We start from the raw sequence: 25207 nt of genomic DNA on the forward strand, positions 1-25207 counted from the left end.
CGTTAGATAACTCGTTTATTGATGGAGGAATGTCGATTTTATGATCATATAGTCCATTTAGGCGATGGAATCAAAACAGAGCGTAGCGGGCTTACTTAATACATAGTTACAGATGAAAAGCATATTATTTTTTACAGAAGACATAGATTTCAAATTAAAAGAAAAAGGTAAGATTCGTCAATGGATCGCTGATGCGATTAAAGGTGAGGGATTTAAGCGCGTAGGCGAGCTAAGTTTTATCCTCTGTTCGGACGCTTATCTTTTGGAAATCAATAAAGAATACCTGAATCACGATACGTATACCGACATTGTGACTTTTGATTCATCAGAAGATGAGGATACCATTGCTGGAGATATTTTTATCAGCGTGGAACGTATCCAGGAGAATGCACAAAAATTTAAGGTTGATGAACGTGATGAGTTGCATCGCGTCATTATCCACGGTGTTATGCACCTTTGTGGATATCCAGATAAAAAGCCGGCTGATAAAGCAAAGATGACGGCTAAAGAAGATGAATATCTAGGGAAAAGAAATTTCTAGTTTATTCTACAATCCAATGTCAGTAGGGGTGTCCAAAAGAAATGGATACCCTATCTTTTTATTCGTTTCCTCTCAAAGCCTCATTTCAGTAGTTAAATTCTCCAGCGGGGTCCTTTCTCTTTTTTGACAACTTCTTGTTTATTTTTTTATACAAGTGATCTGTTCTTTTCTGACTTAGATCTTCCCAGATAGGGAATGCCTAAGTATAAGGTCTATACGTAGGTATTTCATAAGTTTTTCCGTCGAAAAAACTTGACTTTTCGATTATATTTAATTAGCTTCAAAACACAAATTGTCTAAACCATTTATTTGTGTCTAATATGAACGAATTAGAGGAATATTTCCGAAATAACAATGCGAAGCTGATAAACAAATGGATGCATTATTTCGACGTATATGACCGCCATTTCCGTCGATTTAAAGATAAAGAGATTGTTGTGCTGGAAATAGGTGTCTTTCAGGGTGGAAGCCTTCAGATGTGGAAGAAATATTTTGGCGACAAAGCAAAAATCTATGGGGTAGACATCAACCCCAATTGTAAAGAACTAGAAGAGGAGAACGTAGAAATATTTATCGGATCTCAGTCAGATCGTAAATTTCTACGTAAAGTAAAAGAATCGATCCCGCCAATAGATATCTTGATAGATGATGGTGGACATACCATGCTGCAACAGATTATTACATTTGAAGAATTATTTGGACATGTAAAAGAGGATGGTGTCTATCTATGCGAAGACTTGCATACCTCTTACCAAGTTTTTTATGGTGGTGGGCATAAGCGGAATGGCACTTTTATCGAATACAGTAAGAATTTTATTGATTACATCAATGCCCATCATTCAGAACAACGTGGGCTGAAAGTCAATGAATTCACACGTTCGGTCAACTCCTTACATTATTACGACAGCATATTGGTTGTTGAGAAACATAAAATGCAGCCGCCGACACATATGAGAACAGGTAATGCTACAGTACAGGACTTTGATGCTGCGCCAACAGGGATAAGTGGATTAAAGTGGAAGATTAAGAAGCCAGCACTAACAGCGATCAATAAATTCCTCCGTTTTTTTAGGATTGGTGGATTTATGTGGAGATAGTAAATCGATAATATATAAAAAAGGCGTTGTACAGCTGTACAACGCCTTTTTTATATAGCATTGCTAATGACTAAAATCTTTCAAATTGAGAGAAGAAGAAGTTACCTTCGATAGCCGCATTTTCATCAGAATCAGATCCGTGGATAGCGTTAGCATCGATAGATTTAGCATATTTGTTACGGATTGTACCTTCAGCTGCGTCAGCTGGATTAGTAGCACCGATTAATGTACGGAAATCTTCAACAGCGTTGTCTTTTTCTAAGATTGCAGCAACGATAGGACCTGAAGTCATGAATTCTACCAATTCACCGTAGAAAGGACGTTCTTTGTGCACTGCGTAAAATGCGCCAGCAGTTTCTTTTGATAATTGAATGTATTTCATTGCAATGATTTTGAAACCACCAGCAATAATATCGTTTAAGATTGCACCGATGTGACCGTTCGCTACTGCGTCAGGTTTAATCATCGTAAAAGTTCTGTTAGTTGCCATTATTTTAATTTTTTTGCAAACTTAGATAAATTGCTTTTTATATGCAATATAATTAGGTTTATATAAAAAACAATTTATTCACCATAGTGTGTTAATTAGCGTTACTCATGGTCTTGAAACAAGTCTCAGTTTAACTCTGCTGAACCCGCAAGTTGTGCCTCCCTCCGTCACTGGCAATCTTTTTGCCGTGGAAAATGTAATAAGTTCATAGGCAATTGATAATGAACAGAAATAAAAAATCAACTGTAAACAAATCTATTAAATAAATATATTCGATACGAATATGTAACTTTGTAATGTTATGGCATTAAATCTAACAGTAGACATCGATAAGGATTCCGGCTTTTGCTTTGGAGTGGTATACGCTATAGATATGGCAGAGGAGATTTTAGAAGAGGATGGTTACCTCTATTGTCTTGGTGATATCGTACACAATGACGAAGAAGTAGCCCGATTGAAAGCCAAAGGACTGCGTATTATCGATCATGCTGCACTGCCAACATTACAAAACGAGAAGGTACTGATCCGTGCGCATGGTGAAGCCCCCGAAACCTATCGTACAGCGTTAGAAAACAATATTACCCTAATTGATGCTTCCTGTCCAGTCGTACTCAAGTTGCAGAATCGGATCAAAACCTCTTTTGATCAGGAGGAAAAGATCTTGATCTTTGGAAAACATGGGCATGCGGAAGTCATCGGTCTACAGGGACAGACAAATAACGAAGCACTCGTATTTCAGGATATAGCTGAGTTGGATGATGCTGAGCTGCCGGCTTCATTTACGCTCTATAGTCAGACAACAAAAAGTGTAGATAAATTCTACGCCATCAAAGAGGAGTTGATCAAGAGAGGGTATGAGGTCAAAGCCAATGATACTATCTGTAGACAAGTGTCTAACAGATATGAGGATCTTGGTGCCTTTGCTCGACAATATGATAAAATTGTTTTTGTGTCCGGTAAAAAGTCTTCTAATGGAAAAGTTTTGTTTGAAGTATGCCAAAAAGCCAATCCTGAAAGTTACTTTATCTCTGACTCTGCCGAACTGGATGCGTCAGTTTTTAGGACCGGTGACCGTATTGGTATATGTGGAGCAACCTCAACACCAATGTGGCTGATGAAAGATGTAAAAGCGAGTCTGGAAGCACTCTAACCTAGTTTACCCGTCATAGATATTTCATATTATCGCGAGCGAATCTGCAGTACATGCTTTTTTGTTTATTTTTGTAGGCTATGAGCAATAAAGCCAAAAAAGGTATTCTTTTAGTACAATTAGGTACACCCGATAGTCCAACTACTCCAGACGTAAAAAAATATTTGACCGAATTCCTAATGGATCCCCGCGTCATAGATATTCCTTATTTTCAACGGACATTATTGGTAAAAGGAATTATTGCTCGTACCCGCGCTCCAAAATCAGCAAAAATTTACGAAACAATCTGGGACAAGGAAACTGGCTCTCCCTTGATGCATTACAGTATATTGCAACGAGACCTATTGCAGGAAGCGCTAGGGGAGGAGTATCATGTGGAGCTTGCCATGCGTTACCAAAACCCATCCATAGAGGCTGCACTGAGCAACATGGAGGGGATGCTGCTCGAATCCGTTCGCGTTATTCCATTATTCCCACAATATGCATCAGCCACATCAGGCTCGGTAATAGACCGTGTAATGGAATTGATCCGCAAATGGAATTATTTACCTGAAATTAGTTTTGTAAGCAATTTCTGCACGGATGACTTAATGGCTGAGACATTTGCAGACCATGCTCGAAAACACGATCTTACACATTTCGACCACTTTGTGTTTAGCTACCATGGCCTTCCTGTCAGGCAGCTGGGTAAGGTGGATCCCACTGGCAAACTAAAATGCCCTGAATCGGGTTGTGACTCCTGCAAAACAAATGTCAACGCATATTGTTATGTTTCTCAGTGTTATGCGACGACGCGGACTATTGTTGAAAAACTAGGCTTGCAAAAAGAACAATACTCCCTGTGCTTCCAATCCCGTCTGGGCAAAGAACCGTGGATTCAACCCTATACTTCCGATCTGTTGCATGACCTCGCAAGTAAAGGCTATAAAAAATTATTGGTCTTCAGTCCGGCATTTGTGGCCGACTGTATAGAGACTATCGATGAAATTGGCGTGGAATATGCTAATGAATTCAAGGATTTAGGTGGAGAGGAGGTCTGTTTGGTCGAAAGTCTCAATGACGATCCCAAATGGATAGCATCTCTGAAGCAATTGGCAGTCAATGCCAAAAATTAAAACGAATTAATGATGTTGTTAGTAAATGCATGTGTTTTACTCATTCTAGATTTTTATATCTTTTTTGCCCTTCGTGCTACGAAGATTAAATTTCCCAAAACAAAAATATTTGCCGTGTTATGGTGGTCGTATTCGGCCCTATTATTATTAGGTGTTTTTATATCCGCCCAATATAACATTCCATTGATTGTACGATCTGTTATTTTGGTTGGGTTCTTTCTTACAGCAGCTTCAAAGATATTCTTCTTTTTGATCTTATTGATTGATGATATCCGTCGTGGCGGAGTCTGGGTCAAACGCTTGTTCAGCAAGAAAAAATCCGTTGAGGATGTTGTGACAGACGCTGGCAGTTCGTTGCCCGAAAACCCGGTCAAAGGCATTAGTCGATCCGAATTTTTGACCAAAGCGGGTATTTTAATTGGGGCCTCACCGTTGATTCCATTAAGCTGGGGTATTATTTCTGGCGCGTACGATTACCGCGTGAGACGTGTACCTTTATATTTACCTAATCTTCCGAAAGCTTTCCACGGCATGACCATCGCACAGATATCAGATGTACACTCGGGATCCTTCTATAACAAGACTGCTGTAAACGGTGGAATCGATATGTTACTGAAAGAAAAAGCTGATGTAACATTCTTTACGGGTGATATTGTGAACTCACAAGCTTCTGAAATGCGCGAATACCAAGATATTTTTGCGCGGGTGAAGTCGGATTTAGGCGTATTCTCAACATTGGGTAACCATGATTATGGGGATTATTATTATGGAAAAGAAGATTCTCCTGCAAAGCGGAAGAATTTAAAGGATGTGATTGATGTCCATAAAGTGATGGGCTGGGATCTATTAATGGATGAAAACCGCAAGATCAAAGTAGATGGTGAGGAGCTCTGTATCGTTGGGGTACAGAACTGGGGAACAGGTCGTTTCCCAAAACATGGCGATATTAAAAAGGCTTTGACGGGAACCGAGGAACAGTCCGTTAAGTTATTATTGTCCCATGACCCTTCTCATTGGCGCGCACAGGTATTGGATACTGATGTCGATGTGATGTTTGCAGGCCATACCCATGGTATGCAGTTCGGTGTACGCGCTGAAATGTTGCAATGGAGCCCTGTACAATATATTTATAAAGAATGGGCTGGACTCTACCGTGCACAAGAAAATAAGCGTTTATATGTCAATGTCGGTTATGGATTCTTAGGATATCCCGGTCGTGTTGGTATCCTGCCTGAAATTACAATCTTTGAGTTGATTAAAGGGCAAGATCCAAAATTTAAGGCTTAATCTGCTGTATGGAGGCTTTGGTCGTTCCGATCTTTGGCTTACTTAATTTGGGAGATAACTAGCTGTCACGGGAGATGTCAGTGATTCCGATATTTTTTAACATAGCTTTAAAGGATTCATCTTTAGATAATTTTACTTTTTAATTTTAACTTTTTACTTAAAAAAGCTAATATTGTGTATTCTGTACACCAGTTATACATAACATGCAATCAACTTTAAACTTTGGGGACTCTCCCCACACACGCGTTAATATTCTTACCGGGGAAAAAGTACTTGTGTCTCCACATCGCAGCAAGCGACCATGGCAAGGACAGGTAGAAGATCTGCCTGGCGATGATAGACCGGCTTATGATCCCAAATGCTATCTATGCCCAACCAATAAACGGGCAGATGGGGATATCAATCCAGATTATAAAGAAAGCTTTGTTTTCGTCAACGATTTTTCGGCATTATTGAAAGATACTAGCCAACAGGAATTTAATGAGGACGAATTGTTTATTGCAGAGACTGAAAAAGGAATCTGTAAAGTTATTGCATTTACACCACGCCATGACCTCACCTTGCCCGAAATGGAACAATCGGCTATAAAGGCTGTAGTTGATCTCTGGCAGAAGGAATTTGAGGACCTTTCCAAGGTGGAATGGATTCGCTATATCCAGATTTTTGAAAATAAAGGCGCTATCATGGGTTGTAGTAACCCACATCCACATGGACAGATCTGGTCACAAAATCATTTACCAGTAGAGATTCAAAAGGAGTGTGTGCAACAGCAAAAGTACTTCGACAAATACCAGCGTACGCTATTAGCCGATTATATTAAAGCCGAACTAAAAAAAGAAGAGCGCATTATTGATGAAAATGATTCTTTTGTCTCTTTGGTGCCTTTTTGGGCCGCTTGGCCTTATGAAGCCATGATTGTCAGCAAAAGATCTGTGCAAAATATAGTCGGATTTGACGAAAAGGAGAAGGAAGATCTTGCTGCAATACTCAAGTTATTGACCACACGTTACGATAACCTTTTCAAAACATCTTTTCCTTATTCCGCGGGTATGCACCAAGCTCCAGTCAATGATGGAGACCATCCTGAATGGCATTGGCATATGCATTTCTATCCGCCCTTATTGCGCTCGGCAACAGTCAAAAAATTTATGGTTGGATACGAGATGCTCGCTAATCCACAGCGGGATATTACACCTGAAGTCGCCGCTGAACAATTGCGGAATTGTGCTACCAAACATTATAAATCTAAGTAAGAATGATTGCAAAAGAAACTATAGTAAATAAATTTAAAAGCTTATATCAGGAAGAACCCATTGTGGTTTCCTCTCCGGGCCGAATTAATATTATCGGTGAACATACCGATTATAACGATGGATTTGTATTACCTGCAGCTATTGACAAGGCTATTTATGTTGCTGTCAGCAGACGGACGGACAATAATATTGTTTTGTATGCTGAAGACTATCAAGAAAGCCATGAAGTAAAATTAGCGGATATCGCTATTTCAGAAAAGCATTGGCCGAATTATATTCTCGGTGTAGTGGATCAATACCAAAAAAGAGGTGCCGCATTGGGTGGGTTTAATCTTTATATTGATGGTGATGTGCCATTGGGTGCTGGCTTATCTTCTTCAGCAGCAGTAGAATGTGCTGTTACTTTAGCTCTTAGTGAACTGTTTGAATTAAATGTAGAACAGATTGATATCCCGCAAATTGCACAAAAAGCTGAGCATACCTATGCCGGTGTGATGTGTGGTATCATGGATCAATTTGCGTCGGCCTTTGGTAAAGAAAAAAATGTCATTAAGCTGGATTGTCGCTCCTTGGGATTTGAATACGTGCCACTTGACCTCAAAGGTTATGAAGTGGTCCTATTGAATACAAACGTGAAACACTCCCTTGCTTCAACGGCTTACAATACACGTAGAGAGCAATGTGAGCAGGCATCATCATGGGTAAGAGAGCAATATCCTCAAGTTAAAAATCTGAGAGATGTTACAGTAGACATGCTGGATGAACTGGTTAAAGATAAAGATGCAGATATCTATGCCAAAGCAAGTTTTGTTGTCCGTGAAAATGAACGGGTAGAGAAGTCCTGCGAAGCATTACGTTCAGGTGATATCGAACAGTTGGGAAAATATATTTTTCAGAGTCATGAGGGCTTGAGCAAAGTATATGAGGTGAGTTGTCCTGAATTGGATTATCTGGTTGATTATGTCAAACTATTCCCCGAGGTCATTGGTGCCCGGATGATGGGCGGCGGCTTTGGTGGCTGCACAATCAATATTGTTAAAGAGGGTGCCGTTGCATCAATTTTGCCAACCTTGGAGAAAGAATATCAACAAAAATTTGATAAGGAACTTTCAGTCATCCAGGTAGAAATTGCGAATGGTACGCGCGTACTTTAGCTAATAAACGGATAAAACAGAAGAGAGCGGGCAGTTGTTATAGACTGTCCGCTCTCTTTTATGGGATTAAAGCGGGGTGGTGCCCAAATTTAATCAAGTTTCCCCAACGCTTGTTCTAGGTCTTCAATCAAATCTGCTATATTCTCAATCCCAACTGAGATGCGCAGCATGCCCAAAGTAATACCAGAGGCTTTTTTCTGCGCTTGCGTGTGGTGTCCGCCCCACATACTGGCCGGATGAACGATAAGTGATTCAACACCGCCTAAACTAGCTGCATTGATAAATATTTCCAGATTGTTAATTAATGCCTGTGCATTCTTGAAGGCCTGCTCTTCATCTGTTCCATCAACTTCAATACAGATCATTCCTGAAAAGCCGCGCATCTGGCGGGCCGCCAATTCATGCTGGGGGTGGCTTGAAAGCCCCGGATAACTTACGTTCTTAATTTTGGGATGCCGATCAAGGAAGCTGGCGAGTTCTAATGCATTTGAATTGATTTGTTTGACACGTAGACTTAGCGTTTTCAGTCCGCGGAGCAGGAGCCAAGAATCCAATGGTGCCAAAGATGCCCCCAGAGCAACACTGCGTTTCCAGACTTTTGCAATATAGTCATGGCTTCCACAGACAATGCCAGCCGTTAGATCACTATGCCCACCCAGATATTTCGTAGCGCTATGAACAACGATATCAATCCCAAAGTCCCGCGGTGTCTGGTTTATGGGGGAGGCAAAGGTATTGTCAACCATACTCAAAATATCATGTTGCTTGGCCAATTCACCAACTGCCTTTAGATCCGTAATATTTAAATTCGGATTGGAAGGAGTTTCGATATAGATGAGTTTGGTGTTTTCCTGAATAGCATGGGCAAAGGCTGCGGTATCCGTTTGGTCCACGGCTGTGACGCTGATGCCATAGTCGGCCAGAAATTCTTTAAAAAAAATAGCTGTTCCTGAGTAATGGGCAAGCTGGGCAACGATATGGTCACCGGATTTCACAATAGCTAATATGGCAGTACTGATAGCGGCCATACCCGTAGCAAATACGAGTGCATCTTCTGTTTTCTCCAGTTTGGCGACGACCGCAGCAACTTGGCTATTGGTTGGATTGCCATGACGGTGATAAAAGTAAGGATGTTTGGGTTCGGTCGCTGCCTTGATGTATTCCGCGGGATCACTGTCCGCAATATAAGTTGATGTCTGAAAGATAGGAGCCGTTACAGCAGCGGTTGAATTAAAGTGTTGTCCTTCATGGACGAGTATCGTTTCGGTATTGGATGCCATGCTAATTTTTATTGATAAGTGTCCTTTTTTTAGCTTCAATAGACACATCACATATATGCCTGTTCCTGATAGCCAATAAGAGCCTTCAATATCCTTTCATTGCACTTGGCGCAGATTGCTATAGGAAGGTTTCTTGTATACCCAAATATAAATAAAATCTACTTATTGTGTAGATTTTATTTATAGCTGAGTGCCAAGAGTGTTACGATAACATCTGTTTGAGTAGGTTTAGCGCGTAGCTTATTGTATTTACATTACTTAGCGCAAGGCGAAGTTGCCCTTTTACTTCTTTGAGATTGCTGATTTCAGGGTGAGACTGCACAAAAGACAGTACCCGACCAAACTGATCCGATTCAAAATAGCTCGATTTTGGGTTATTGACAAAATACCCTTTTAGTGTATTCTTTTTATAGGATATCTTCTCGAACCCAATTGTTTTTCCAAACCATTGCAGGCGTAAAGTATTGAATAGTTCGAATACTTCGTGCGGGATCGGGCCAAAGCGGTCTTCGAGTTCTTTCTCAAATGCCGCCAGCTGTTGTTCATTTTCGAGTTTGGAAAGCTCCGTATAGAGATTATAGCGTTCGGTGATATTCGTTACGTACTCATCGGGGATTAATACTTCAAGATCGGTGTCTATTTGTGTAAAATTAACATATTTGCGCTCTTGTTCATCCGCAAATACCTCCGAGAACTCATCGTCTTTCAGTTCCTGGATGGCTTCATCCAAGATTTTGTGATACATTTCAAAACCTATTTCAGCAATAAAGCCTGATTGCTCTCCGCCCAGTAAATTTCCTGAACCCCGGATATCTAAGTCCCGCATGGCAACATTGAATCCCGAACCTAGCTCTGAGAATTCCTCTATCGCCGAAAGTCGTTTGTATGCCTCCGATGTCAATGTTGATAATGGAGGACTCAATAAGTAACAGAAGGCTTTTTTATTCGAACGACCTACACGGCCCCGCATTTGGTGAAGGTCACTCAAACCAAACATATGTGCATGATTGATAATAATGGTATTGGCATTCGGGATATCCAGACCTGCTTCAATAATTGTCGTTGCGATAAGTACGTCAAAGTCATGGTTGATGAATTTGAGCATCACATCTTCCAATTCATCTCCTTCAAGTTGACCATGAGCCACACCAACACGTGCTCCGGGTACCAGCTTGCGGATTAAATTGCCCAATTGAGGAAGGTCAGCCACACGGTTATGGATAAAGAAAACCTGTCCACCCCGATCGAGTTCATAACTGACTGCTTCACCAATCAATGATTCATTAAATACGTGAAGCTCGGTCTGTACCGGTTGACGATTGGGTGGAGGAGTCGATATAATGCTTAGATCCCGCGCTCCCATCAAGGAGAAATGCAAGGTCCTTGGGATAGGGGTTGCTGTCAAGGTCAACGAGTCCACATTGGCACGCATAGCCTTTAACTTCTCTTTAGCGGCAACACCAAATTTCTGCTCCTCATCAATAATCATCAAACCCAGGTCCTTGAACTTGACATCCTTGCTCACCAGGCGATGCGTGCCGATGATGATATCTATTTTTCCCTCCGCAAGACGCGCCAAAGTGTCCTTGATCTGCTTGGTCGTTTTGAAACGGTTGATGTAGTCGATATTGCATGGAAGTCCTTTCAGACGTTCGGTAAAAGTACGGTGATGCTGTAATGCTAAGATGGTTGTTGGAACTAACACAGCAACCTGTTTGCTATCAGCAACGGCTTTAAATGCTGCCCGGATGGCAACTTCTGTCTTTCCAAATCCAACATCACCACAGATCAACCGGTCCATTGGATGTGGCGACTCCATATCTTTTTTTACATCTGCGGTAGCCTTTTCCTGATCTGGCGTATCCTCATAGATAAACGACGCTTCCAGTTCATTCTGCAAATAGCTGTCCGGAGAGAAGGCATTCCCATGCTGAGCCTTCCGTTTTGCATAGAGCATAATCAGGTCACGGGCAATGTCCTTGACCTTCTTCTTGGTCGTTTTCTTTAATTTATCCCAGGCATCCGTACCGAGCTTGTTCATCTTCGGAACTGTACCCTCCTTGCCGGAATATTTTGAAATCCGGTTTAACGAGTTGATATTGACATAAAGCAAATCGTTGTCTGCGTAGATCAGCCGGATCATCTCCTGTGATTTGCCGTTGACATCGACCTTTTCAAGACCGCCATATCGGCCCACACCATGATCAATATGGGTGATAAAATCCCCGGGTTTGAGATCCCGTAAATCTTTCAGTGTAATCGCCTGCGAACGTTCGTATGCTTTTTTCCGTTTGTATTTGTAATACCTGTCAAATATCTGATGATCCGTATAACAAGCCAATTTCAAGCTGTCGTCCCTAAAGCCTTCACGCAATGCTTTATGAATAGGGATAAACGTAGCCGCTTTGTCAAGATCCTCCAATATCGTATAGATCCGTTCAACCTGTTTCGTTGAATCCGAAAAGATCAGATTCTGGATCCGATGGCTCTCATTTTCCTTAAAGTTATGGATCAGCAGATTAAAGTCTTTATTAAAAGATGGTTGTGGATGAATATCAAACTTGATCGTGACTTCCCCCTTATAGAAAAACTGTTTTCCAAATTCAATGATCGGGAAATCAAAAAATAGGGCATTGAGGTTTTTCTCATCGGTAAATTCATACTCTGGATTATGCCATTCCGGATTATCTTTTTTCTGTTTATCGGTCAGACTGGCCCAAAGTTGTTTCGCTTTTTTCAACCCGTCCTTGACAATATCCAGTGTAAACTGCGCGTCTTTAATCCAGATGGAAGCCCCCTGATCGATATATTCCAATAAGGAAATGTGCTGCGAGGTCAGGAACTTGGCCTGAACATTCGGAACAATGGTAACCTTATGGATTTTATTGACCGAGAGCTGAGATTCAATGTCAAATGTTCGAATGCTTTCGATATCATCGCCAAAGAATTCGATGCGGTAGGGAAGGTCATTCGAGAAAGAAAAGATATCTACGATACCACCTCGTATTGCAAATTGTCCGGGTTCATAGACAAAATCTACACGTTCGAAATCATATTCGATCAAAAACTCATTGATAAAATCAATACTTAAAGCAGTGTTTTCTGTAATCTCCAGCGTGTTTTTCTCCAGATCGGTACGATTGATTACCTTTTCAGCAATTGCTTCGGGGTAAGTGACCACCATCTTTGGTAATTCCGATGTATGATTGAGCGAACTTAATGTTTCTGCACGCTGTAGTACATTTGCCGAATCCGTCTGTGTGAAGTCAAAAGCTTTTCGGTAAGAAGAAGGGAAAAAAAGTACCTGTTTGTCCAGTAAGTTTTCCAGGTCACTTAAAAAGTAGGAGGCATCTTCGTGCGTTGGCAAGATAAAGACCATTGGACGCTCCTGCAATTTGTAGGATGAGACGGCAATAAATGCATCCGAAGAACCGATAAGACCTTTCAGTTGAATCTTTGGATTTTTGGACTGCATGGCCTTTGTAAGCGACTGGACTGATTCGCTTTGGCTGTATTTTTCTAGTATTTCTTGAATTCCCACGAGCAAAAATTTCGAATAATTGCGAATTTAATTAATTCCTCGTAAGTATATGGTATGTTGTGCTAAATTTTTTGGTAAAAAACTTATCGAAAAGATAACTTTTGGTGCTAGGACAAGAGGGATATGTTCTATGAATTGTGGGCGAAAGTATTTTGGCAAACGACCAATTATGCTGCCCGTCACTGAAGACTAGCAATGGAGATTCCGCAATGAACTATTTTGCTAAGTGGAATGTATAGGCAAAGGCCAATAAGATCAAAAGGATCGCCAAATAGAGTAATTTATATTGCTCGTAGGCAGTGACACGATAGGATCCAATTTTAACACGGTTTTTGCTGTTTCTCATAATTAATTCAGGTCAAGCTCAATTCGCTGTTCACTAATATAGCTTTTTAATGTTGTATTACCAAAAGCATGTAGTGCGTTTTGAAAATCTTCCCGATAATCGAACTGAAAGTCCTCATGAAGTTTATCATATTTACTGACAGCATGTTTAATACGACCCGTGATATATTTATGCAATTTATGGGCTGCCGATTGATAAGATGAATCAAATAGTCGTTCATAGTCGCCTATGACCCTTTGTAGGATATAAAAACGGAATTCAGCTTCACTGGTTTTATCTTTGGTGACTTTCTCATGCTCGTTTACCAAACCGCTTGCTTGTTTGACCAGCTTGCTCAGCCCGATAAAATTGCTGTGATGCGGTGTATTGCCAATCTGACTTGTTCCGATGTCAAACAATTGAGCTAATTGCTTCCGCAATTTATCAATACGTTCCTCCAGATCATACTCGTTCTCTAATAATTGAAAATGCAATTGTTTCATCAACATTTTGTCCTTACTGATCAGACGGACAAGTAATTTGTCTTTTTCTTTTTGTGGCAGCTCAAGGACAGCTTTCTTTAACTCGGCATCTTGATGTAGAGACATAATGTTTTACGTAAAATGATCTTATTATTAGCGATGAAAGAGCAAAGATGAAAGACGCCTGATTGTTCAGCTAATAGTCTGTTATCCTTGCTCCTTTATCCATATTTTATCAGCGACCTAAAATTAGGCAGACGGGAAGTATCATCCAGACTCTACCGCATAGATCAGCTGGTTGATTGTTAATATAATATTCTAAATTTGATCGTATTGTCAATCTGCTTCAATTGCTTCAATAGATCTTTATCATATTCGCCCTGAATATCTGTAACGGCATAGCCAATATCGCTCCTGGTCATTAAAAACTGTGCAACGATATTGATGTTGTTTTGTGCATAGACCTTATTGATTTGGGCCATGATACCCGGTACGTTTTTATGGATATGCAGCAATCTTGTCACCTGTTTTACTTTCGGTAATACCAGATTCGGAAAATTGCGGCTGAGATAAGTGTCACCATTGTTGATAAATTCGGCCATACGACGTGGTATAAATTCCGAATTTTTCTTTTTACTTTTCTTATCATCAAATACGACAATTCCTTTGGCATTGCAGATATCTTTATTGATATGCCCCTTGATGTCGCCCAGATAACCGATTGTTTTTAATTTATCTGCCTGTTGAAGCTGTTCATCAGTGATGTCAATATTGTCGCCTAGCAAAAGCATGCCAACATCTTTTACATATTTCTCTTCGAAAGTCTCTTTCGTACGGATCGAGAAACCATCTCTTTTCAGAATATGGGCAGCAATCTCCGGAACATCACCGACAATGAGACAAAGGATACGGTTTTTAGGGTAAGAGATCGCGCGTGGTAGATCATTTACATATAAGAATTCATCAAAGCTAGGCGTGATAAAATCCGCTTTTTCAGTGACGCTTTTACGTTGGATGTTCTCCGTGAAGGCAAAAAACTTTTCGATTAAACCCGACTCTTTCAACTGGAAATCCGAATAACCATCGCCAATACCAAAAAGTCGGCCTTCGATATTCAGTTGTTTTAAGAGCTGTACTTTTCCGCCTTCAGTGGATAGCGGATTATCCTCATCAAAGCCGATGATATTGCCTTCCGCATCGAATCTAAATGTGTTTGCGTAGATATTTTCGGTTTTGATATGATAAGGAGTCACCACGGGGGTGATAAATTCCTTAAATCCACCAGAAACAATCCAGGCCGTATCCGAATGTTTTTTGAAAAATTCACGATTACGTGAGAAAGACGTTGAAACCTTTTTCTTGAGGTGAGATACCAATTTATCCAGGTGGCTTTTGTTCGCGTTTAGCAATTTCACACGACCGGCCAAAGCTTCACGAAAAGAGAGTTTTCCCTCCATGGCAAGATTGGTGTATCGTTCAATTTCATTGTAGATAGATTCGCGGTCAGGATGATTTTCGAGTGAGATCCGGGCGAGCTCATCGAGCGCTTCTACTTGGGTAAATGTACTATCAAAATCAATGATGTAATAGTTTTTCATCTTAATTATTTGTTTTTTAATGGCGATGAAGCGATCACGGGCAAACTGTTCATTTCCTTGTTAAGCAATTGGAGCTTTTGATGGTTTCATCGGGATACTGTTTAGCAAATGAAACAATCATAAACACGCAGGCTTTATTTTGAATCGGATAGTTTGGTAAGCTCATGACGGGTTCAGGGTTCGGTTGTTTAATATTTTATATTGTTTTTACTGTTTGCAGTACAAATTTGCAATTTCTTTTAATGTCTGTTCCAATGGACGGTAACTGTAGCTCAAGAGTGACTGTACCTTCGCATTGGAGTACTGTAATTTGGCGCTTGACGCTGACGCTGTTTCCTTAGTCAGGGAAGATCCTGATTTCTTGAAGACAGCGAGCATGCTGGAAACAGTGGATGCGATCTGAAGAAGAGTCTCGGAGACTTCAATCGTAGGTTCGGGCTTGTTCATCAGGACACTGGCCACACTAAGCAGATCTTTATTGGGAATGTTGAGGTGATTGATAATATAGCGTTCAGCGGTAATTTCACCTTTTTCCATCAATTGGATCATAATCGACGCGACATCCTCCACATCGACGATGCCGACACTCCCTTTCGGATAAAACTTCAATCCCTTATTGATCATTGAAAATATGGCTCCAGATCCTTTGTCTTTGGCTGCAGCTCCCAATATTACCGAAGGGTTTACGATAACGGCATCAAGGCCCTCTGTAATGCCGCGCCAAACCTCCATTTCCGCCTGATATTTAGACACTGAATAGTTGGAGGTTGTGGGGCTATGCTCCCAATGGTCTTTTTCAGATACCGGTAAGTTGTCTTTGTTGGTGCCCAATGCGGCGATAGAACTAACATGAAGTAGACGAATGTTTTTCTCCAGGCAAAGGTTGACAATATTTGCTGTTCCTTCTACATTGACCTTAAAGAGTGATTTAGCATCTTTCTTCTGATAGGAGACCAGTGCCGCACAGTGATACACCTTTGTTACACCTTCCAGCGCGTCTTCCAGTTCAAAATAATCGTTGATGTCTGCATCAATCCACTGAATCAACGAAGAAGATAACAAGCTGGCTGGAATAGTCGATTGAACTCTCTTGGTTGCAATGACGTCAACTCCTTGATCGATCAATTGTTTGATCAATGTAGATCCTAAAAAACCTGTTCCTCCTGTTATTAATATCACTTGATAAAGATACTGTTAAAAATAATGTTTTCAAAAGTTAGTTAATAAATGGATATTTGTGTGAGTTGCATCCCGAAAAAATAAGATGTTTTAAACAAATTATAGCTTATGTCATCATTGTCCGTATTCTTTAGTCCGATTTCAATTGCAAGTATCTCTCCAGAGCATGGTTTCTTAAATTCCCAATTAGGGAATGTGATTCAGGCTTATGAAACAGATTTTCCCACTTGGGAGGAAAATGAACTACCTCAATTAGCTATTATCGGTGTACAGGAGGATCGGGCATCGGTCAATAATAACGGAACGGATAAAGCTCCGGATGCGGTACGCAAACACCTTTATGCCTTGTATCAAGGGGATTATAAGATGAATATTGTCGATCTGGGGAATATAAAAGCAGGTAATACCATCCAGGATACCTACGTGGCCTTGAAATCGGTAGTAGAAGAATTAGTAAAGACGAATATTCTCCCGATTATTATCGGTGGAGGACAGGATCTGACCTATGCACAATACCTGGGCTACCAGAATTTGGAACGGAAGATCGAATTGGCTATCGTGGATTCGCGTTTTGATCTCAATCAGGAAGAAGCTGAAAATGTCAGCCTCAATTCTCGGTCTTATGTCAATCACATTATTTTGCATCAGCCCGATTATCTATTTAACCTGAATTCCATTGCTTATCAGACCTACCTCGTCAGTAAAGAGTCCATCAATATGTACGACAAATTGTTTTTCAATGCAACCCGCGTAGGGATGATCGCAGGTAAAATGGATCAGTCTGAACCACTTATCCGGGCTGCTGACCTGATCAGTTTCGATATTGGCGCCATACGGGCATCAGAGGCACCAGGCAATGCCAATGCGATTCCAAATGGATTGTACGGAGACGAAGCCTGTCAGCTTGCACGTTATGCAGGTATGTCGGACAAATGTACTTCTATCGGTTTCTATGAATTGAACCCAACATTTGATCCCATGGAACAGACCGCAATGTTGGTTTCTCAAATGATCTGGTGTTTTATCGACGGTTATTATAATCGCAAGCAGGATACACCTTTATACCCCAAATCGTCCTATATTATCTATCGTACCACACTTGAAAATGAAGAACATGAATTGGTTTTTGTGAAAAGCAAAAAATCAGACCGCTGGTGGATACAAGTACCTTATTTTGGATCAAAATCTGTCAACGAAAGGTACTACCTTGTGCCATGCCGTTATGAAGATTACCAAATGGCCGTATCAGGGGAAATGCCTGATTTATGGTGGAAAACCCATCAGAAGTTGCAGTAAATCAGAATAAAGCAATATCTTGCTTGTGTCTTAATGCAATGTCTAAATTAAAGCGTTATTGGATTGATGAAAGCATTATCCAATTGCAGCGGCATAAACTCATCAGTCAGTAGTATAACCGGTCAAAAAGATTGTTGCATACTGCTGTTGGCACGCAAACTTAACATTAATCAAATTTGATAGCAGATGTTCTGTCACGACAGGTAAGAAGCTGCTATTCTCGTAAAATATAAATCATGGAAATATTTTTCTTTGCAGGAATTGTCTTGTTGTTGGTCATTTTGATCATATTGGTGTTGAAAAGAAATGGCGCTCCTACTGTGGATGCGGGGCAGAATAACGAAGTGGAAGCATTGAAAATAGAACTGGCACGTTCGCAACAACGAGAACAAAGTTTGCTGGAAGAACGTTTAATGCTAAGAGATGAATTGGACAAGGAGCGGGAGAGTGTATTGGTTGCTGAGCGTTCGCTGGAAAGCACACGTTCATTCTATGAGGCCCAAATGGATAAATTTCAGGAGCAAAAAAATGAAATTGCCGAAATAAAAAGACAGTTTAACAATGAATTTCAGGTTATCGCCAATAAAATATTGGAAGAGAAAACGCAGAAATTTACCGAAACAAACCACCGCTCACTCGGACTGATCCTAGATCCGCTCAAGGAGAAAATCAAGCTGTTTGAAGAGAAGGTAGATAAAAATTATAATCAGGAAGCGGCCGAACGAAATTCCCTGAAAGGTGTCGTGTTGCAGTTGGTCGAACAAAGTCTCAAGATTAAAGATGAAGCCAATAGCCTTACCAAAGCATTAAAAGGAGATACGAAAAAGCAGGGTAATTGGGGTGAAGTGATTTTGGAAAGAGTCTTGGAACGTTCGGGACTGATGAAAGATCGTGAGTTTAGGTTGCAGGTTTCCTTAATGGATGCTGAAGGCCGGAGAATGCAGCCCGATGCGATTATTGACCTTCCCGAAGATAAACATCTTATTGTGGATTCTAAAGTCTCCTTGATCGCTTACGAGCGTTGGGTAAATGCGGATACTGATGAAGACCGAGCGATTTTCGCGAAACAACATGTACAGTCTGTTGAAAATCACGTGAAGGAACTCTCCGCCAAAAACTATCATGAGTTGTATGGGATAGAATCGCCCGAATTTGTCTTGTTGTTTATGCCGATTGAATCTGCATTGAGTATGTCTGTCTCAGAAAAACCAGATTTATTCAGTGATGCTTGGGATCGCAAGGTCGTTATCGTTAGCCCTTCGACGCTGCTAGCGACATTGCGTACCATCGCCAGTATATGGAAGCAAGAGCGTCAGACACGCAATGTGATAGAAATCGCCAAAGAGGCAGGAAGTTTGTACGATAAATTTGTGAGCTTCCTAACGGATATGGAGCAGGCTCAAAATCAGTTGGAACGCGCGCTGAAGAGCCATGAGGATGCGACTAAAAAGCTGTCCACGGGGGCCGGAAATGTCATCGGGAAAGTGGAGAAGCTGAAACGATTGGGAGCAAAAGCAAATAAACAGATCGACGCTAAATTTCTGGATGAGGACGAATAATGAAGTCCTCCTGTCCGACAGGTTCTCCATGCATAACAACAAAGATTGAAGAGTTGGTCATAAAAGCGTTAGGCTTCTTGCAGATAAGCTCTTCAATCCTCAATCTAAGGTCGTAAGCCTAAGGCTTGAACTCACTAAAGTCTAAATACTCATATCTCAATACTAACAGATAAAGCAAACCAACCTATATGACATAAGCCGAAGGCATGTACCCACCAAAGTCTCACTACTAACTACTCAATACTAATATCTCCCTACAGCTCTTTCATGCGTTTATTGATCGAAACATCGACGTAAGTATCCTTTAGACGGTCAACAGCTTCTTTCTCGACAACGAGATTCGTGTCTGATTCGTAATCATGTAGGGTTCTTAGATTTTGGATTTCATTGTCATAAGGATCACGTCCAGCCAACAGTTTGACAATGACAGGAAGACATTCTAAAAACACAAAGAGTAGCGCGATAAAGAATACCGCATTCGCATTGGATTCATTGACCTTTCCATTGGCATCATAGCGTAGATTACCTAGCGCTGAATTGCGATCCGCAAAACCCACGACGTTGACAGCACTGTCCAGCGAGGCATTTGACAAAACCTTTTGATCCAGTATTCCTTCAAATTTTTGCTTTTGACGGATAGCATTTTGTTGTGCCGCTATCTTATTACGTAGGGTATCCAGATAAGCTTCTTTCTTTTTGAGTTCTTCTTCCTTCATTTTAGCATAAGGACCATAACCCATCACACCCGATGTCTCCGTGGTTTTATTCCCGTAGATTTCATAATTCAATTTGGTGCGATCGGTCTTGATGCCTGATTCCAATGAATCACGCTCTATGCTTATCGCTTTTAGTTGATTGACCTCGTTGCTGTATTTTTTATTGAAAGTACTGTTCAGGGTATCAATTTTTGCGCGTTGGTCAGCGAGGAAACGTACACGTAAATTCTCACGGATCTCTTTGTCAAAAATTTTCAGTTCCAAAGGCCGAGAAATAACTAAACCAATTAAAATAGCCAAGAGAATACGGGGTAGTGCCTGCAAGAGTTGCATCCAGCCACTTTTTGATTTATTGATACTCAGTACGATATAGCGGTCCATGTTGAAAATCGCCAAGCCCCAAATGATCCCGAATACGATCGCCAGGAACCAGTCTAGTGTTCCCCCACTAAACACAAAATACATGGCATAGCCGCCAGAAAGGCTGGCAAACAATCCGGTAAAAAAAATAGTAGCACCTATGGCTGTGTACTTACTATGCTCCTCCGGATACTTTTCAAGAGTTTCTTGATGTGCACCTGCACATCTCCAAAAGAAACGGTTAATAGCGCTCATTTAAATATTTTTACCCAAATTGACAGATTATTTTTAACAAGGTTACGAATAAGTTTTTGTTTTACAATAGGATGACGTTTTTTCAGCCGCTTGCGATGCAAAGAACCGGGACTCCCGTATTTGCCTAATTTTATTATCTTTGGAAAAAAATCAGGAATAATCAGACGATATGAAGAAAAGACAACTTTTGCCATTTTTAATGATAGTGGCAACTGCGATTGTTGGTTGTGAGGAAAAAAAAATGATGACAGATAATCCTCTTTTGTTAGCCTATGAAACACCCTTTAATGTTCCACCATTTGACAAGATCAAAACCGAACATTTCAGGCCTGCCTTTGAAGAGGCAATAAAAGTACATAATTTGGAAATTGACTCCATAGTCAATAACTCCGATAAAGCGACTTTCCAAAATACGATAGTAGCCCTTGAAAATGCTGGAAGCTTGCTAAACAATGTATCTACTGTATTTCATAACCTCAATAGTGCAAATACTAACGATAGCATTCAGGCGATCGCAAAAGATCTAGCCCCAATATTGTCTAGCCATTCGGATGAAATTTCGATGAATTCCAAATTATTTGATAAAATCAAGGAAGTTTGGAATAGCCGTAATACACTTGGCCTGGACGCCCAAGACAACAAGCTCCTAGAGGAAACTTATAAGAGCTTCGTGCGTTCTGGTGCAAATCTAAAAGATGCGGATAAAGAGAAAATGAAAAAGATCAATGCCGAACTTTCGACATTGACAACACAGTTCGGACAGAACCTATTGGCGGAAACCAATGCCTACCAACTGGTGGTTGATTCGGCGAGTCAATTGGAAGGCCTGCCTGAATCGTTAAAAACTGCGGCTGCCGAGGAAGCTGTTGCCAAAGGTAAAAAGGATAAATGGGTATTTACCTTACAGAATCCTTCGATCATGCCTTTCCTGCAATATGCCAAAAATCGGGAACTGAGAAAACAGATCTGGGAAGCATATCAAATGCGCGGTAACCACGATAACACAAATGATAACAAGGAAATCATTCAGAAAATCGTCAACCTTCGTCTTCAAAAAGCGAAGCTATTGGGCTATAAATCGCATGCGGCCTATGTCTTGGAGGAATCTATGGCTAAGACACCTGAAAATGTGTATGCTTTATTGAATAAGTTATGGACACCGGCTTTGGCGAAAGCAAAAGGTGAAGAAGCCGATATCGCAAACGAAATTAAAGCGGAGGGTGGTACTTTTGCGGTTGCACCTTACGATTGGAGATATTATACAGAGATTATCCGCAAAAAACGCTTTGCACTGGACGAAGATGAGATCAAACCTTATTTGAGCTTACCAACAGTACGTGAAGGCGCTTTTGCTGTAGCAAACAAACTATATGGTTTGACATTCGTTGCCCTTAACAATGTGCCGACTTATCATAAAGAAGTCGAGGTATACGAAGTGAAAGACAAAGATGGTTCACATCTGGGACTTTTGTATGCAGACTTCTTTCCACGTGAATCTAAACGTGGTGGTGCCTGGATGACATCTTACCGCGATCAATCTACAAAAGATGGTAAACGTGTTGCTCCGGTAATCTCTATTGTATGTAATTTCACAAAACCTGTTGGTAAAAACCCTGCATTGCTGACATTTGATGAGGCGACTACGCTATTTCATGAATTTGGACATGCTTTACATGGACTACTTTCCAATGTCAGATACAGATCAATGGCCGGTACTTCCGTACCACGTGACTTTGTCGAATTGCCATCACAGATTATGGAAAATTGGGCCGCAGATCCCGAGGTATTGAAAACCTATGCAAAACATTTTAAGACCAAAGAGGCTATGCCGGATTCATTGATCCAAAAAATGGAAAAAGCAGGTACTTTTGATCAAGGCTTTGCAACGGTGGAATACCTTTCAGCAGCATTGTTGGATATGGATTACCATGCGACAACCAAGGAAATTTCGAAAGATGTCAATGGATTTGAAAAAGCAGCCATGAAGAAAATAGGTATTATTGACGCAATTATCCCGCGTTATAGAAGCACTTATTTTCAGCATATCTTTGCTGGAGGTTATTCAGCTGGATACTATGCTTATATCTGGTCGGAAGTATTGGATTCAGACGCTTTTGCAGCCTTCAAAGAGAAATCTTTGTATGATAAAGCAACAGCGGATTCATTCCGTAAGAATGTCCTCGAAAAAGGAGGTACAGATGATCCGGCAAAAATGTACCGTACCTTTAGAGGTGCAGACCCAGATCCAAAATATTTGTTGAAAAAAAGAGGATTGAATTAATCCGCTACAAAACAAAAAAAGGAGATATATAAAAATATATCTCCTTTTTTTGTTTTAATACTTGTTATTCTAAAAACAATGCTTACATTTGGATATTATTTATAATGAGTCTAAATAAATGTAGATAGTATGTGTGATACCAAGATTCTAAGTCAACGCGGAGATACCCACATTAGTGTTTGCCATAAGTGCAGAACATATTATATCTGGCAGCAAAGTTTTGTACTGACATTTACACAGAACAAGTTTTTCGATTTTCTGAACATCATTAAGAGTAATGGCGACGAACTTTTCTTCAGTTCATTCCCGGATGGTGAATTTCGCTTGATTATGAAGACGCCCTATCCTGATATTGTTTTCTCGTTTGATGAAGAGCAATGGCAAAACTTTAGGGATGCCTTACAAGAATCGTATTACATGAATGAATTTTATGGCATGTTAAACAATTAAGATAAAAAGTCCTGTTGCTTCGCTTGTGTTTCATCTCTCTTTCCTTATGCGTTGCTAACAGGCACAAACAAAACCCTCAGTGATATCCGTATTAACGCACAGATAGCTACTGAGGGTTCTTCTTTATCTCGTGATGTGGTTATTCGCCTATCGCATAATATTTAAAATCGAGATCTTCAAGCTGTTTTCGATTCAATAGTTTCCGGCCATCAAATACAAAGGCAGGTTTCTTCATCTGATCCTTGATCTTCTTCCAGTCATAGCTTTTGAATTCATCCCATTCTGTTAATATGGCAACAGCGTGTGCGTCGTCACAGGCCTCATAAGGCGTATTGACAACTTTGACCAAGAGCCTATTTTCTTCCGATGAACGCGTGTTCAGATAATCCAAGTCAGCGTAAATACGTTCCGCAGATACTTTCGGATCGTATACTGTAATTTCGGCCTGTTCATTTAACAGATAATCGGCAACGTAGATCGCCGCGGACTCACGGGTATCATTGGTATCTTTTTTAAACGCCCAGCCCAAAAAAGCAATCTTTTTTCCTGATACCGTATTGTACAATGTCTGGATGATATTGTCAGCAAAACGCTGCTTTTGATAATCATTCATTAAAATAACCTGATCCCAGTATTCAGCGACTTCCGTAAGCCCATAACTGCGTGCGATATAGACGAGGTTGAGAATGTCTTTCTGAAAACATGATCCGCCGAAGCCAACCGATGCTTTTAAAAATTTAGAGCCGATACGTGTGTCCATACCAATAGCTTTGGATACCTCATCGACATTGGCTCCCGTTTTCTCACAAAGAGCAGAGATCGAGTTGATCGAAGAGACCCGTTGCGCCAGAAAAGCGTTGGCGGTCAATTTAGAAAGCTCGGAAGACCATAGATTTGTCGTCAAGATTTTGCTTTGATCTACCCAATACGCATAAATATTCACTAATGCTTCAATTGCTTCTTCATTTTCACCGCCGATAAGTACACGGTCCGGATTGATCAAATCCTGTATTGCCGTCCCTTCGGCGAGGAATTCGGGATTGGATAAAATATGAAAATTCACACCGTTACCGGTATTATCAAGGATACTTTTCAATGCCGCTGCTGTACGTACCGGAAGAGTGGATTTTTCGACAACAATCTTGTCATCTTTGGCGACTGAAGCGATCTGACGAGCACATAGCTCGATATATTTTAAATCCGCAGCCATCCCCTTTCCTTTTCCGTAATTTTTGGTTGGGGTATTGACCGAAATAAAAATCATATCAGCCTCATCAATAGCCTTGTTGATATCGGTTGAGAAAAACAAATTGCGCCCCCTCGCTTCAGCCACGATTTCTTGCAGCCCTGGTTCATAAACAGGAAGGTTTTCTAGGTTTTCATCATTCCAGGCTGCAATACGCTCGGCATTCATATCAACAATGGTGATCTCAATATGAGGACATTGTTTCGCAACAACCGACATGGTTGGCCCACCCACGTAACCAGCTCCTATACAGCATATTTTCTTGATAGTTTTACTCATTTTGATTATCTTAATCAGCTATAAATTGAACAACAAATGTAAAGAATTCGAAATGGTTTTTTGTCGATAAAAGTCAATATTTCATTTCGAAAGTGTAAAAACAGGACGTTATTGTAGTATAGGGTGGCCATCGAAGCCTCTGTCCGACTCATTTTGAAGGTATAAGAACTAAAGTGGGTGGATTAGCTGGGGTTAAATCTCTTTTTGAGCAGTTTGATTAGACAGTAAAGGGTTGGTATAAATAATTGGATTGGGACTAAAATCTATCAGATT

At 40.6% G+C, this 25207-nt stretch carries 20 protein-coding genes; 11 read left to right on the forward strand and 9 right to left on the reverse strand.

The features are described from left to right. Window positions 1-112: 112 nt before the first annotated feature. Both ybeY and M2408_RS04525 read left to right on the forward strand, forming a co-directional pair. Complete coding sequence (gene ybeY / locus M2408_RS04520) at window positions 113-541, forward strand: rRNA maturation RNase YbeY (RefSeq protein ID WP_223581445.1); 429 nt, start codon at window positions 113-115, stop codon at window positions 539-541. A gap of 320 nt (window positions 542-861) precedes the next feature. Further along, entirely contained in the window at window positions 862-1638 is a 777-nt protein-coding gene (locus tag M2408_RS04525; protein ID WP_259179647.1) for a class I SAM-dependent methyltransferase, read from the forward strand. Between the two features lie 70 nt (window positions 1639-1708). On the opposite strand, the gene M2408_RS04530 is transcribed toward M2408_RS04525, so the two are convergent. After that, window positions 1709-2128, reverse strand: coding sequence for a nucleoside-diphosphate kinase (locus M2408_RS04530; RefSeq protein ID WP_077437233.1), 420 nt, complete (start codon window positions 2126-2128; stop codon window positions 1709-1711). 301 nt (window positions 2129-2429) lie between these two features. On the opposite strand from M2408_RS04530, the gene M2408_RS04535 reads away from it, so the two are divergent. From M2408_RS04535 to galK, 5 genes are all read left to right on the forward strand, one after another. Next, a complete protein-coding gene (locus tag M2408_RS04535) occupies window positions 2430-3278 on the forward strand; it encodes a 4-hydroxy-3-methylbut-2-enyl diphosphate reductase (protein ID WP_259179650.1) in 849 nt (282 codons plus the stop codon). Between the two features lie 80 nt (window positions 3279-3358). Then, window positions 3359-4393 carry a ferrochelatase gene (gene hemH / locus M2408_RS04540; RefSeq protein WP_259179651.1) on the forward strand — a complete coding sequence of 345 codons (1035 nt, stop codon included), beginning with the start codon at window positions 3359-3361 and terminating at the stop codon, window positions 4391-4393. A 12-nt stretch (window positions 4394-4405) separates the two neighbouring features. Continuing rightward, window positions 4406-5680, forward strand: coding sequence for a metallophosphoesterase (locus M2408_RS04545; protein ID WP_259180324.1), 1275 nt, complete (start codon window positions 4406-4408; stop codon window positions 5678-5680). Between the two features lie 203 nt (window positions 5681-5883). Further along, window positions 5884-6933 carry a UDP-glucose--hexose-1-phosphate uridylyltransferase gene (locus M2408_RS04550; RefSeq protein ID WP_259179653.1) on the forward strand — a complete coding sequence of 350 codons (1050 nt, stop codon included), beginning with the start codon at window positions 5884-5886 and terminating at the stop codon, window positions 6931-6933. Between the two features lie 2 nt (window positions 6934-6935). Next, on the forward strand, window positions 6936-8087 hold the full coding sequence (gene galK, locus M2408_RS04555) for a galactokinase (RefSeq protein ID WP_259179655.1): 1152 nt from the start codon (window positions 6936-6938) through the stop codon (window positions 8085-8087). An 89-nt stretch (window positions 8088-8176) separates the two neighbouring features. On the opposite strand, the gene M2408_RS04560 is transcribed toward galK, so the two are convergent. The 6 genes from M2408_RS04560 to M2408_RS04585 all read right to left on the reverse strand — a co-directional run bounded on the left by M2408_RS04560 (window position 8177) and on the right by M2408_RS04585 (window position 16492). Continuing rightward, on the reverse strand, window positions 8177-9367 hold the full coding sequence (locus M2408_RS04560; RefSeq protein WP_259179657.1) for a PLP-dependent aspartate aminotransferase family protein: 1191 nt from the start codon (window positions 9365-9367) through the stop codon (window positions 8177-8179). Window positions 9368-9569: 202 nt separating this feature from the next. Then, a complete protein-coding gene (gene mfd / locus M2408_RS04565; RefSeq protein WP_259179662.1) occupies window positions 9570-12908 on the reverse strand; it encodes a transcription-repair coupling factor in 3339 nt (1112 codons plus the stop codon). Window positions 12909-13122: 214 nt separating this feature from the next. After that, complete coding sequence (locus tag M2408_RS04570) at window positions 13123-13254, reverse strand: hypothetical protein (protein ID WP_257096529.1); 132 nt, start codon at window positions 13252-13254, stop codon at window positions 13123-13125. A 2-nt stretch (window positions 13255-13256) separates the two neighbouring features. Next, the gene (locus M2408_RS04575) at window positions 13257-13841 is read right to left on the reverse strand and encodes a hypothetical protein (RefSeq protein ID WP_259179667.1); all 585 of its coding nucleotides are present in this window, start codon (window positions 13839-13841) and stop codon (window positions 13257-13259) included. Between the two features lie 179 nt (window positions 13842-14020). After that, on the reverse strand, window positions 14021-15313 hold the full coding sequence (locus M2408_RS04580; RefSeq protein ID WP_120260391.1) for an HAD-IB family phosphatase: 1293 nt from the start codon (window positions 15311-15313) through the stop codon (window positions 14021-14023). A gap of 207 nt (window positions 15314-15520) precedes the next feature. Then, window positions 15521-16492: an NAD-dependent epimerase/dehydratase family protein gene (locus M2408_RS04585; protein ID WP_259179668.1), complete on the reverse strand. Its 972-nt coding sequence runs from the start codon at window positions 16490-16492 to the stop codon at window positions 15521-15523. Window positions 16493-16600: 108 nt separating this feature from the next. Here M2408_RS04585 and M2408_RS04590 point away from each other — a divergent pair, with 108 nt between their 5' ends. Beyond that, window positions 16601-17788, forward strand: a complete 1188-nt coding sequence (locus tag M2408_RS04590) for a formimidoylglutamase (protein ID WP_259179671.1) — start codon at window positions 16601-16603, stop codon at window positions 17786-17788. Between the two features lie 236 nt (window positions 17789-18024). After that, window positions 18025-19347 carry a DNA recombination protein RmuC gene (gene rmuC / locus M2408_RS04595; RefSeq protein ID WP_259179673.1) on the forward strand — a complete coding sequence of 441 codons (1323 nt, stop codon included), beginning with the start codon at window positions 18025-18027 and terminating at the stop codon, window positions 19345-19347. Window positions 19348-19601: 254 nt separating this feature from the next. Here the strand turns inward: rmuC and M2408_RS04600 are convergent, their stop codons facing one another. Continuing rightward, window positions 19602-20678, reverse strand: coding sequence for a DUF4407 domain-containing protein (locus tag M2408_RS04600; protein ID WP_259179674.1), 1077 nt, complete (start codon window positions 20676-20678; stop codon window positions 19602-19604). Between the two features lie 169 nt (window positions 20679-20847). Between M2408_RS04600 and M2408_RS04605 the strand changes: the two genes are divergently transcribed. Together M2408_RS04605 and M2408_RS04610 are read left to right on the forward strand one after the other, a co-directional pair. After that, on the forward strand, window positions 20848-22959 hold the full coding sequence (locus M2408_RS04605) for a M3 family metallopeptidase (RefSeq protein WP_259179676.1): 2112 nt from the start codon (window positions 20848-20850) through the stop codon (window positions 22957-22959). 129 nt (window positions 22960-23088) lie between these two features. Continuing rightward, window positions 23089-23409 (forward strand): hypothetical protein, encoded by a 321-nt coding sequence (locus M2408_RS04610; protein ID WP_120260384.1) that lies wholly within the window; start codon window positions 23089-23091, stop codon window positions 23407-23409. A gap of 139 nt (window positions 23410-23548) precedes the next feature. Here the strand turns inward: M2408_RS04610 and M2408_RS04615 are convergent, their stop codons facing one another. Next, window positions 23549-24934: a nucleotide sugar dehydrogenase gene (locus M2408_RS04615; RefSeq protein WP_259179679.1), complete on the reverse strand. Its 1386-nt coding sequence runs from the start codon at window positions 24932-24934 to the stop codon at window positions 23549-23551. Window positions 24935-25207 lie beyond the last annotated feature (273 nt).

The organism is Sphingobacterium sp. BIGb0165 (genome assembly GCF_024810095.1).
In the GTDB taxonomy this organism is placed as follows: Bacteria; Bacteroidota; Bacteroidia; order Sphingobacteriales; family Sphingobacteriaceae; genus Sphingobacterium; species Sphingobacterium detergens.